The sequence below is a fragment of the Pseudoalteromonas sp. AWM4_233 genome, assembly GCF_056158285.1.
On the sequence record NZ_JBSWSZ010000001.1, the window covers coordinates 27,722 to 40,462 of the forward strand.

The 12,741-nt window shown below is 43.4% G+C and carries 9 protein-coding genes; 5 read left to right on the forward strand and 4 right to left on the reverse strand.

The annotated features are described in order from the left end of the window. Positions 1–5: 5 nt before the first annotated feature. From cysI to ACXAC4_RS00170, 4 genes are all read left to right on the forward strand, one after another. Complete coding sequence (gene cysI / locus ACXAC4_RS00155) at positions 6–1,724, forward strand: assimilatory sulfite reductase (NADPH) hemoprotein subunit (protein WP_475158211.1); 1,719 nt, start codon at positions 6–8, stop codon at positions 1,722–1,724. Positions 1,725–1,769: 45 nt separating this feature from the next. Then, entirely contained in the window at positions 1,770–2,510 is a 741-nt protein-coding gene (locus ACXAC4_RS00160; RefSeq protein ID WP_475158213.1) for a phosphoadenylyl-sulfate reductase, read from the forward strand. A gap of 384 nt (positions 2,511–2,894) precedes the next feature. Next, positions 2,895–3,425 carry a DUF4124 domain-containing protein gene (locus ACXAC4_RS00165; RefSeq protein WP_475158216.1) on the forward strand — a complete coding sequence of 177 codons (531 nt, stop codon included), beginning with the start codon at positions 2,895–2,897 and terminating at the stop codon, positions 3,423–3,425. Between the two features lie 35 nt (positions 3,426–3,460). Next, positions 3,461–4,237 carry a class I SAM-dependent methyltransferase gene (locus ACXAC4_RS00170; protein ID WP_475158218.1) on the forward strand — a complete coding sequence of 259 codons (777 nt, stop codon included), beginning with the start codon at positions 3,461–3,463 and terminating at the stop codon, positions 4,235–4,237. 27 nt (positions 4,238–4,264) lie between these two features. On the opposite strand, the gene ACXAC4_RS00175 is transcribed toward ACXAC4_RS00170, so the two are convergent. Continuing rightward, positions 4,265–5,353, reverse strand: coding sequence for a metallophosphoesterase (locus tag ACXAC4_RS00175; protein WP_475158219.1), 1,089 nt, complete (start codon positions 5,351–5,353; stop codon positions 4,265–4,267). Between the two features lie 109 nt (positions 5,354–5,462). Next, positions 5,463–8,489 carry a TonB-dependent receptor plug domain-containing protein gene (locus ACXAC4_RS00180; RefSeq protein ID WP_475158221.1) on the reverse strand — a complete coding sequence of 1,009 codons (3,027 nt, stop codon included), beginning with the start codon at positions 8,487–8,489 and terminating at the stop codon, positions 5,463–5,465. 330 nt (positions 8,490–8,819) lie between these two features. Between ACXAC4_RS00180 and ACXAC4_RS00185 the strand changes: the two genes are divergently transcribed. Beyond that, entirely contained in the window at positions 8,820–10,904 is a 2,085-nt protein-coding gene (locus ACXAC4_RS00185) for a winged helix-turn-helix domain-containing protein (RefSeq protein ID WP_475158223.1), read from the forward strand. A 50-nt stretch (positions 10,905–10,954) separates the two neighbouring features. Here the strand turns inward: ACXAC4_RS00185 and ACXAC4_RS00190 are convergent, their stop codons facing one another. Together ACXAC4_RS00190 and ACXAC4_RS00195 are read right to left on the reverse strand one after the other, a co-directional pair. Further along, on the reverse strand, positions 10,955–11,185 hold the full coding sequence (locus ACXAC4_RS00190; RefSeq protein WP_475158225.1) for a hypothetical protein: 231 nt from the start codon (positions 11,183–11,185) through the stop codon (positions 10,955–10,957). 74 nt (positions 11,186–11,259) lie between these two features. Next, entirely contained in the window at positions 11,260–12,579 is a 1,320-nt protein-coding gene (locus ACXAC4_RS00195; RefSeq protein WP_475158226.1) for a trypsin-like serine protease, read from the reverse strand. Between the last annotated feature and the right edge of the window lie 162 nt (positions 12,580–12,741).

Below are 12,741 nucleotides of genomic sequence, written 5' to 3' on the forward strand. Positions count from 1 at the left end.
AAGCCATGAGCACAGATTACAAACCTAACAGCAAGCTAGACCCAAATGCCAAGTTTGCTGATAACGAAAGACTAAAAACACAAAGTAACTTTTTACGCGGCACCATCACAACGGATTTAAAAGACCAACTTACAGGTGGCTTTACAGCGGATAATTTCCAGCTGATCCGTTTCCATGGTATGTACCAGCAAGATGACCGTGATATTCGTCCAGAGCGTACTAAGCAAAAACTTGAGCCAATGCACAATGTGATGCTTCGCGCACGTATGCCAGGCGGTATTATCACGCCTAAGCAGTGGTTAGCGATTGATGAGTTTGCTGGCGATAAAACCATTTATGGCAGTATTCGTTTAACAACGCGTCAAACATTCCAGTTCCACGGTGTGTTAAAGCCGGGTATTAAAGAAATGCACCAAATGCTAAACAGCGTAGGCATTGACTCTATCGCAACTGCCGGTGACGTTAACCGTAACGTACTATGTACGACTAACCCAGTTGAGTCTGAGTTACACCAAGAAGCATACGAGTGGGCTGCGAAGATTTCTGAGCACTTGCTACCACATACCAAAGCGTATGCTGAAATTTGGTTAAACGGTGAGAAGACGGAAACAACAGAAGAGCCAATTTTAGGTTCAACTTACTTACCACGTAAGTTCAAAACCACAGTGACGATTCCACCAAACAACGAAGTAGATGTTCACGCTAACGACCTTAACTTTGTTGCGATTGCAGAAGACGGCAAACTAGTTGGTTTTAACGTACTCGTTGGTGGTGGTCTTGCGATGACTCACGGTGATGTAAACACATACCCGCGTAAGGCTGACGACTTTGGTTTTATCCCGCTTGAGCACACTTTAAAAATTGCTGAGCACGTTGTTTCTGTTCAACGTGACTGGGGTAACCGTGTTAACCGTAAAAATGCAAAAACTAAGTACACGTTAGATACATTTGGTAGTGATGCGTTTAAAGCAGAAGTTGAAAACCGCGCAGGCGTTAAATTTGAAGACAGCCGCCCGTATGAATTTAAATATCGTGGCGACCGTATTGGCTGGGTAGAAGGCATTGATGGCAAGCACCACCTAACGCTATTTATCCAAAGTGGTCGTATTTTAGATTTCCCGGGTAAGCCACTTAAAACCGGTTGTCGTAAGATTGCTGAAATTCACCAAGGTGACTTCCGCATGACCGCAAACCAAAACTTAATTGTTGCCGGTGTACCAGTTGATCAAAAAGATATCATTGAGCAGATTGCCCGTGAGCACGGTTTAATTGACGATTCACACTCTGAACAGCAAAAGAATTCAATGGCGTGTGTTGCATTGCCAACATGTCCGCTGGCGATGGCTGAAGCAGAGCGTTACCTACCAGAGCTTATCGAGAAGACTGAAGCGATTTTAGCTAAGCACGAAATCCCGAATGACGACATCATTATGCGTGTTGTTGGTTGCCCGAATGGCTGTGGTCGTGCGATGTTGGCTGAAATTGGTTTTGTAGGTAAAGGCCCAGGTAAGTACAACGTTTACCTAGGCGGTAACCGTGAAGGTACGCGCGTACCTAAGCTTTACCTAGAAAATGTAGGTGAAGATGTGTACCTACCAGCATTAGACGAATTAATTGGCCAGTGGGCTAAAGAGCGTAACGAAGGCGAGTGTTTTGGTGATTTTGCTATCCGTAAGGAAATCGTTGCCGAAGTGAAAGTCTCTAAGACAGACTTCCACGCTTAAGAAATCATTGAGTTGGCAGGCAGGCCTGCCAACCTAGGAACAAGCATGAGTAATTTTAAACAATTATTAGAGTTAGAAGGCGATGCGCAAAAAGCGCTACTTGCCGAAGCGAATGCTTTGTTAGAGCCAATGACACCGCAACAGCGTGTGGCATGGGCACTTGAAAACTTGCCCGATACGGCATTTTTATCTTCAAGCTTTGGTATTCAAGCGGCAGTTATGTTGCATTTAGTTTCAACCGAAAAGTCAGATATTCCAGTGGTATTAACTGATACTGGCTACCTGTTTCCAGAAACCTACCAGTTTGTAGATTACTTAACAGAGCGTTTAGACTTAAATCTAAAAGTATATCGTTCACCAATGAGCCCAGCTTGGCAAGAAGCTAAGTACGGTAAACTTTGGGAGCAAGGTCAAGAAGGCATTAAGCAATACAACACCTTAAATAAGGTGGAGCCCATGACCCGTGCTATCGAAGAAATTGGTGCAAAAACGTGGTTCAGTGGTTTACGTCGTGATCAGGCATCAAGCCGTGCCGACAAGCAAGTGCTTGAGATCAGCCGAGGTACTGTAAAAGTGTACCCGATCATCGAGTGGAGCAACCGCGACGTGTATATGTATTTAACCAAGCATGACCTACCTTATCACCCACTTTGGGACGAAGGGTATGTGTCGATGGGTGATGTGCATACTACCCGTAAGTTAGAGCCAGGTATGACAGAAGAAGAAACACGTTTCTTCGGCCTTAATCGTGAGTGTGGTCTACACATTGACGGTGACGGTATTTAAAAGTTCTTATTTAACCTGAACTTTGGTTAAGAGATTTACCTGCATATGGATATTGGAACTGTGGATGTAATTTAAGTCTGAAGCCGGAAACTTTTAGGGATAACAAGGCGAATTTACGCGTCAATAGCTAGTCTATTGCAAGTAAGTTCAACGCCGTTAGCGTTGAAAGTGGCCGCTGGAGATAGATTTATTATCCAAAGTTCAGGTTATTTAAATGGCGAATTGTTAGAAACTAGTCTAAACATAGAGCCATTAATAATTTTGCCTTGATGTAAATAAAAAGCACAGGTCTCAAAGCCTGTGCTTTTTTATTCCACATTTCCTATGTAATATTCCTAATTAGCAAACTAAAATAATAAAGAGCCGATACGACGGAGTGTTCTCGTGGGTTATAAAGCATATATGATGATTATGGTGATGCTGATTGGTGTGGCATCATTGTTTGTAATTAAGCGTCCTGACGGTCAACCATATCTGTCTATTGATGCAATCTTCAATAAAGTTGAAAACGATACGCAAAGCTTATTAGACGAGTCTAAACGCCATTTAAATAAAGCGGTAGACTACGCCAAACAAGCAACTGCTGATGAAAACCAAACCACAAAACAGCCAACCATTTATAAATGGCAAGACGAAAACGGTAACTGGATTTACTCAGACCAACCTAACCCGAAAGGCAATAGTCAAACTCACCAGCTTGACCCAAGCAAAGTCACTATCATGGCTGCTGAAGACACGTCAATTTTATATAAAGACAAACAAACCGCTGAGAGCGAATCATTGAAAGCCAATTCGATGAATCCGCAAGATGTCAAAGAGCTGATGAAGAATACCAAAAACATTCAAAAGCTAATGGACGACAGGCAAAAGCAACTCGATGCAGTGACCGAAGGTAAGAAAGAAAAAGGAAATTAGGCTTTGTTGCATAACTTATTTGGTCGCCCTTAGCTTTGTTAATTTTAGAGTTAGAAAAGCGAACTGACACCAAGCACTGTATTACTGTTATTGATAATGGCGGCACAAAACTGTGTGTATATGAGGCTGAGGATTTCCGCTGGTTAACCTTCGGTGATACCGTGATTCAAGGAGTTATGTCAGTTTCTCGCCCTGAGTTGCTTCTTTCGCCTGTGTCTCAAGCTTTTCTTATGTGCTTCTTACAGGCGAAACCCCATTACTCCATATTAAATTTAGGGCTGGGCACAGGCGCCATTGAAAGAGCTTTCCAATACTTATGCGATAAACAATTGATAAATCTATCAGCAATGAAGAGTATTGAGTTGAGTCCGACAGTAACAGAGTGCGTACAAAGATTTTTTCATCTACCATCAAGTGATATCGAGATAGCTGATGCGCTTAGTTATATCAATACAGTTACCCTGCAATATGATGTGATCTTATTAGATTTCTGTTTTGATAATGCAGACGATGATTTTTTGTTACAAGGTGACTTTCTTAAGCAAGCTTCAAGCGCACTTAGTGAGTCGGGAGAGCTACTCTTTAATTATTGTCCATATTCAGAAGCTGCTTTGGTAGAACTTTTCAAGCTTTTGAAGCGTGACTTTATTTCAGTCACTGTGGTTGAGTTTTATGATCTCAAAAATATTGTCATTAAAGCATGTAAGACACCGAGTCGTGCATTCAGGCAGGAAGAGTTCGAATCGCACCCTGTTACAAAAGCGGTAACAACAGGCAAGGGAATGGGCATTCGAAAAATTTATCAGTTCTGATAATTGAACACCCTTATAAGTATTTGGCTAGATCTTCAAAGGCTTTCGGTCACCTTTTAACGTACCACGCTCATGTTTGCCATTTTCAATAAATAACACTTCGCCATACTTGCCGCGTTTAATACTGCTGTCGATGGCAATTACTTTACCTTTAAAGCGGGTTTCAATTTTTTTCTGAGAAGTGTGGCCAACAACGATGTGATTCACATCGAAATGCTTTAATAATAAATCCAGTTCTTCAGCAGTAGCACCGTCGTCTTTAAAGTAGCCGCGATACCAAATTGGGCCATGGGTTTTATGTAAGTAACGGGCGAAGCCTTCACGTTTCTCCAGCAGTTCTTTTTCAACAAGGTGTGACTTAAAGGTTTTGTTTATAGTGTCTAAGGTAACCTTATCTTCAGCGAGCTGCGGATGAAAACCACCATGGGCATATAAGTGGTCGTTGATTTTTACCAGCACAGGCTTACTACGCAGCCAACGACCTAAAATGGTATCTTGATTAAATAACTGGTCGAAAGGTGTCTCTAGCAGCTTTTCTGCTTTGACATATTTAGGATGTAAATAACGCAAGTCGCCATTTAAAACCATGACTTCATGGTTACCTAGCAGGAGATGAATTTTACCGCCGGCTTGCTCGGCTTGCTTTTCTAGGCCGTGAATAAACCAAAGGATTTCAGTTACCTTTTCGCCACGGTCAAAAATATCGCCGGTTATTACAAAATGGCCATCACCGAACGCCCACTGGTTTTGCGCGTTAATGATGCCATTATTTTTAAGTAAAGTGAGCATCAGATCATACTGTCCGTGTAAATCACTGAGGGCCGCTACGCGTTTAACACCTTGGAACTCAATTAACTGCTCATCAAAAGTTAGCTGCGAAGTGTTTGCCGTTAAACCGCAATCAGTAAATCCATAGGGCAGGGAGACCCCTTCAAGATTGACCTTTTTGCGTTTAACATGGTCATTGCAAATCCAATTGACTGTTAATGCACTGGCGTGCACGTCAATGTATGGACCGTCAGAAATGACTTCTTTGCTGGTCGATTCTGCAGCGCTGATTTGTGAAGCAAATATCAGTGAGGCACACAGTGTGATGCGAAAGCGGCTTTTTATCATTATTTTTGTCCTGTTCAAATTGGCGAGTGTCAGTTTTTTTCTTAGAAAAGAAGCAGCCTTGATTACACGCTCTTTGAGGCTATCAAGGCTGCTGTTCTCAAGCTAACAATTAAAACTTAATTTCTGCGCCTAAGTAACCAAAGCGACCCATACCAGTGCCATAGCGGCTGTAGAAGTTCCCACGACCGCCCGGCATAAAGTCACCTTTGTCATCCAGTAGGTTGTTAATACCACCAAACACGCGTAACTCTACGTCAGCCGCCAAGTCTGTATTATATGACACAGATACATCGTGACGCATATAGCTACCATATTTGTGATATGCCAGCGCTTCAGGGCTAGCGATACAGCCATTGTCTTCTTCAGTTGATGCACAACGCTCAGCATTTCGCTCTAGTGCAGCGGTGTATTCTCGCTCACGGCTTAGGCTATCAGTAAATGACCCTAAATATTTCATCGCATAACGAACGCGCCACTCATCTAGACGCCAAACTACTGAGGCTGATAATTTGTCTTTTGAGCTACCATAGCCTGCATAGTCATCGGTCTCTAGGCCATCTAAACCAAGGTAAGTGGTTGAGCTTTCAAGGATATGGTTATAGTCCGCTTTAAAAGATAGACGTCCTAAGCTTTCAAAGTCGTATTTATACTCGATGGCGACATCGATACCACGGCTACTGACTTCATCTAGGTTATCTTCACGCTGTACGATTTCGGTAATGTTACCTTCATCATCACGGCTGATTTCGTTACAGAATGGGTTACTGCTACCAAATGCAGCACTTGAATCGTAACACTCTTGTAAGATGCGCTCATTAGAGATCACCGAGATAGCACCTTCAATGGCAATATCATAATAATCAACGGCAATTTGCAGATCTTCGATGGCACTTGGTGCCATAGTAAAACCGAAAGTGAAGGTATCAGCGGTTTCTTCTCTTAAGTTAGCATTGCCCGCATTCGGTGAGTATTTACTACCTGAACTTGGATCGAATTCAAAGTCCGGGTCTTCAGCAAGTAAAGCCGCGAACACAGGATCTTGACGACATTTATCATGCCCCGCATTGGTCGAAGTTGCCGTTAGGCCCTCACAAATGTCAGTAAAGCTATCGTAGTCACCGCGAGCAGGAGACATTAGCTCAGTGATAGTTGGAGCACGTTGCGCACGGGCAAAGTTAGTACGGATAGTCAGATCTTCAATTGGTTGCCATAAAACTCCTAACTTATAGCTTGGCACTGTGCCTACGGCATCTATGCTGTATTTTGCTAAACGTAGTGAGGTTTCGAGAGAAAGGTTTTTCGCTAGTGGTGCGTCTTTAAGTAGTGGCACATCAAACTCAGCAAAGCTTTCATAGACATCGATAGAACCTTCGAATTGTGGCACAACATTAAAGGTAATACCGCCTTCGCGCATACCAATGCTGGTTTGTAGATCTTGCTTATCTTTACGATATTCACCACCAAATACCGCCGACACGGCACCGGCTGGTAGCTCGAACAGCTCACCTGTCATGTAACCAACAATGTTAGTTTGATCAATATAGGTATTGATTTCAGGATTAACGCGGATCCAGTCAGCCATTTCTGGAGTGATAGAGCCCTCACCAAATAGATTGATTGGCACACAACCAGCTGCACGTGCTGCCTCGTCTTTACATTGAATGGTTCCATCAGCAAGCTTTTCAGCATTTAGGGCATGGCTTAGTTTACGCACATCGAGTTCGTTATAGCGCAATTGCTCTTGGTGGAATTTACCTAGACCGACTGATACATCCCAATCCCACTCTCCGTCGAATGCAGTGCCTTTCAAGCCAGCCCATGAGCGTATAGTTGTACGTGTGTTATCGGTGGCAATATTACCGACTTCATTGAAGCGTCTGTCCCAATAAATACGATCTTTGTAAGGTTCACTATCAAGAATGGCTTGTGGAACGAATGGGTTATCTAGCGGAATATAACCAGGTTTAATACGGCCTAAGCGTTCTCCGGTTTCTGGATCATAAATGGTCTGGCTTGCACCTTCATACTCATCTTCTGGTGACTTGTCGTTGAATGATTCATCGATACTGAGTTGTACCTGACCATAAAAGCTAACATCATCAGTTAGTTCATAATCAACCTTACCTGCGATAGAAAAACTGTCATTTGGTACTTTTAACATCACATATTGACGTGTATTGAGACCGTAAATTTCTTCGTTGTCTTTCCAGTCGTCGCGCAATGTTTGACCGTCATACCAAAATTGTTTGTCGTTCTTCGAGTTTTCTAAGAATACGCCACCTGGAATGCCGTCACTCTTACTTACCCAATCAGCCTGAGTGATGTCACGCATACACTGGTAACCTGTTGCGGTCTGCATCTGGTTACACATTTCGCTTTCACTGTAGCGGTATGCATCTTCAATTTGAGCGCGTTCGCGATCGAAGAAGCTCATACCAAATTGTCGATCCCAGTTCGCACTGACAAAAGCATAGCCACGACCATCATCAAAGCTGCTACCAAAATCAAAATCTAGCGTGAACTCTTTGCCGCCGCCATCAAATGACTCACCAGTACGCGCCTTAAATGTTGCGCCTTCTTTGTCAGTTTGTGTGATGATATTTACAACACCGGCAACCGCATCGGCACCATAAGTGGCTGATGCACCGCCACTGATCACCTCAATGCGTTGTACCATACCACTTGGAATGGTACTTAGGCTGACCACGTTACCGCTGTAACTGTTTGATACGACGCGGCGTCCATCAATAAGGGTAAGTGTTCTATCTGAACCTAAGCCTCGCAGGCTGATAGACGAGATACCCGTCGACGCCACACTCGATTGGCTGGTGGTGTTACTGATAGAGGCATTAATTGAAGGAATATTATCGACTAGAATTTCAGACAGAGAGCCTAAGCCAGTATCTGAAATTGCATCTTTATTCATAGTCACTAGTGGTGTGGCGACACTAAAACTATCTCGTTTAATACGTGAACCGGTGACAACAATCTTCTCAACTTTCTCTTCTTCTTGTTCTATTGTCGTTTGGTTTTGTTTTACTTTTACGGCATCTAAATCATTTTGCTGTGCATGGGTGCTGAATACGGCACCAAATAGGGCGGCTTGCACGGCAACGCAAAGTTGCTTCTTGTTCATGGTTGTTCCCGTTTTGATGAGTTAACTTGTTAAAGTGATGTCTGTTTTTGTGTTGTGTTTCTTATACCTTGATAATCAAGGACACATGAGACTTGATAAATTGCCCTCCTAACTCAACCTCGGGAACATCCGATTTATCTCTTTTTTATATCTTTTTATTATTTTTCATAATCTTGTGAATTGTTAAGTAAAATTATTTGTTGCAATTAAATAACTCTAGCTACTCCCTGTTTTTTATAAATAAGGTAAGATAAAACTATTCGCCCGCACTGAATAAATATGAATAAAAAGTAGCGGTTGCAAGTAGAGTGGTTAAGTAGAGCGAAGAACATGCAGTATGAAAAGTCGTTTCAGTTGGGTCCGTATCAGGTGTTTATTGATGAACACTTGGTGGTGCTGAATGGCGAAAAGGTAGCGGCTCAACCGAAAGTGATGGAGCTATTACAAGTTCTAGTACAACGATACCCTGAAGTTGTGAGTCGCAATGAGCTGATTGAAGGGGTATGGCAAGGTAATGAAATCATTGGTGAAAAAGCCCTCACCAATACAATTTGGCAGCTTAGACAATTGTTTGCTCATCCAAGTGCACCCCTTGATGTTGTTGAAACGATCCGTAAAAAGGGCTACAAGCTGACACTAACACCTGAGCCTCTTAGCTTATCCTCAGAAACAATTAAACCAGCGTCACTGATTGAGAAAAAGTTTTACAAATATCAAGTTGCTTTTGGCTTAGTGTGCATCATGATGGTTTTAGTGGCTTGGTCCTTCTTGAAGTCTCCCATTGAAGCGCCTGCAAAGTCACCCTCTCAAATAGATGAAATCACGAAAATGCCGGGCAGTGAATTGCGCCCGAGTCCTTCACAAGACGGTAAACAGTTAGCGTTTATTTGGCAGCAGGGGCAAGACAGTCAGCTTTATTTAAAAGATTTAACCCACCCCAACGTACCTATTAAGCAGCTGACCTTTTCAGATAAAAGACCTTGGAAAGCAGTCTGGAGCCCCGATCAGCAATATTTATATTTTGCTCAGAAGAATAGCCAAGCGTGTGAAATTGTTCGACTCTCTTTAGCTGATTTAGAGCAGTTGGTTTTGACCAGTTGTCCGACTGACTCAGGCTATAACTATATTGCGATCAGTCCAGATGGTAAAACCTTGGCGTTTAATGGCAAAGCACCTTTGGCGTCGCAAGATGGTATTTACTTGCTCGATTTAAGCCAAGACGACGCAACACCTGAGCGGCTGAGTTGTGATACAGAGTGTGACTTGAGAGATCGAGATGTAGCTTTTTCGCCTGATGGACAGTATTTAGCGATCACACAGCGTAAAAGCACGTCAGAAGAGCGCTTGAGTCTTTATCATCTAGGCAAGAAGGAGTTCCAAATATTGGACTCAAGTCATGCAGATATCGTTGGTATGAGCTTTCATCCGAATGGTCAATACTTGGTATATGGTGCACAAGCTGCGGATAAACGTCGTGGCTATGTCGTTGACTTAGAGACTAAAGCACAAACCAAGTTGGCTCCGAGAGGCTTTAGCTACCCCCATTTTGATGACTCTGGGAACCTGTATTACCAGAAACGTCGAGAGAATTATTTTATCGCCAGTTTTGCATTAGACAGTGAAGTAATGTCTATGCCATCGCCACTGATTGAATCTCACTATTCAAATCAGTACCCGTCTTTATCGCGCGAGCATGAAAAATTAGCATTTCTGTCAAATGAATCAGGGTATTATGAGCTATGGCTGGCGAACTTAGATGGCACGGGTCGAGAACAAATCACCCAGCTACATCGTAACTTACGCTACCCAAGTTGGTCTTTGCAAGGTGATAAACTACTCGTCGTGAGTTCAGATGAAGCCGATGGCCACGATAAGCTCTATGTGTTCGATTATGGCTCGAAGCAATTACGGCGTCTTGATTTATCTTTTGGCAAAATAGGCCGACCGTTTTGGCATGGTAACGGGCAAGATATCGTGATCCGTCAATCAACAGATGTAGGGTGGCAACTATTTCGCCTAAATGTTGAAACCATGGCACTTTCAGCTCTGTTAACTAAACCAGCCCGATCCGGGCAGTATATTTCTGAGCATGAACTGCTGTTTGTTAATGGCAAAGGTTTATGGATAAAGCAAGGTGAGAAGCAGGCGTTGTTAATTGCAAAAGCGCAATTTAATACCCGATATGCTTGGCTAGCGACGCCAGAAAAGGTCTTCTATAAGCACTTGGGCGACGACTATAACTTTATTCATGCTTACGATTTAAATAGTAAAACCACTGAAAAGTTATTGCGATTGCCTAAATCAAGTTTCAGTAAAGCGGCTCCGTTTGTCTTTGATGAGACAACACAAGCACTGCTATTTACCCAGAGTTTAACGCCACAATCAGACATTAGCCGTCTAACTATAAAAAACTAAGGCGTGAATGTATGCACTTACGCCTTAATTGACTGTTCAAAGTGTTCTAATTAAACACCCTGACACTGACCTTGCTTACATTGCTGTAGCAGGTAGTTGTAGAGACCTTGGCTTGATGCACAAGCTGAGCCGCCACCTACACGGGCACAAAATGACAGTTGTTGTTGCTTAGCCCATGCACTGCAATTACTTGAGCAAGGCGTTGCAGCAACAACTGCAAGTGACGCTGTGGCGATAAAACTTAAGCTAGCAGCGGCAATGAGTTTGGTGATTCTAGACATGATCTTTCCTTATTTGTCAGTAGATTTAACTTGGTTTTATATCAAAAGGGGAGCGCACTCCCCTCGGCTTACGATTACTTACAGTTCGGATCGTTACCGATCAGTTTCCAAACTTGTGAAGAGCCAGGCTTTTCATCTAGCGTCCACCACTTTGCTTCGTACACTTTGCCGTTGTATGTTACACGGTCAGGCTTACGATAAACGGTATTGGCATCCCAAGAGCCTGCACATACAGGAATGTCAGTTGCTTTTGCAGAAATAGATCCTGCGTGATTAGTGTTGCTGCCAGCTTCTGTAAATTCAAAGGTCACGCCAGCAGTACCAGACTGAGTGGCTGTGAATTCAACATTGACACTACAGTTACCATTTTGGCCCAGTGTGCGGTTGCTACATGTATCAGAAGTCACAACCAGGCCACTTGTTACACCACTGCCGCGCACTGTAACCGCATTAAGTGCTGATGCTTCACTGCCTGTATTACTGATGTTAAAGCGGTGCGAAACAACTTCATATAATGTGAAGTCAGCTAAGGTTTGGCTTTGCTTATAAACTAGGTTTGAGCCGCCGCCAGCAGATTTAATTTCGTCGATCCAACCACTCAGTGCTGCCACATCGGCATATACACCGTATTTACTTGGGCGTGCACAGCCGATCCCCCAACTGACTGTACCTAGTTGTACAATCTCGCCACCGCGGTTGATCACGATAGGGCCGCCGCTGTCGCCACTACATGAATCCTTTTGACCTTGTGGGTAGCCTGCGCAAAACGCGACGCTACCCACATTGGCATAGTTACCACCTGATTGGTTACAGATAGCGTCAGAAACTAGTGGTACGTCGACTTCTTGAATGAATGAAGGACGGCTACCGCCTTCTGATAAACGACCTAACCCGGCGACAGATAATAAGTCACCGCTGCGGGCGTATTGGCTTATAGACCCCGTTGCTAGACGAACGGCTTGCCCTTGTGTTGGCGTGCGCTCAAGTTTTAATAGCGCGATGTCATAGTTCAACGTGCTGCGGTTATATTGCGGGTGCACGTACTTTTCAACAACGCCAATGCGGTCGCCATCTGTGCCACCGAGTCTAAAACCGGCCACTTTTACATCGATAAAGCGGGCCGCTTTACTGCTTACACAGTGCGCGGCAGTCAATACATAACCATCTCCAATGTAACTACCGCCACAAAAAGCGGTTGTGCCATTCGAGTTCAAGATTTGAGTGTAGAACTGCCAGTTCGCAGTATTTGCAGGACCACCACCAACAATTTGAGGAGTGATTTCAGCAGTATCCTGTTCAGGAATAAATGGCAAGGTGTCGCTTTGTGCTTGGGCAGCAAATGCACTTGAAAGCGCAATCGCTAAACTTGTTGTTAATAGGTTGAGTTTTTTCACAACGGGTGTCCTTGTTGTTTTTTTAATCGAGTGGTGATTATGGGTACTGCCAAGTTAAATGCAAATGAAATGTTAATGATTATTTTTCAAGTCAAAAAGTGTTTTTCAGTTTAATCAATACTTATAAGGGTTTAATGGCGGGAGGTAAAAGAATGTAGAAAG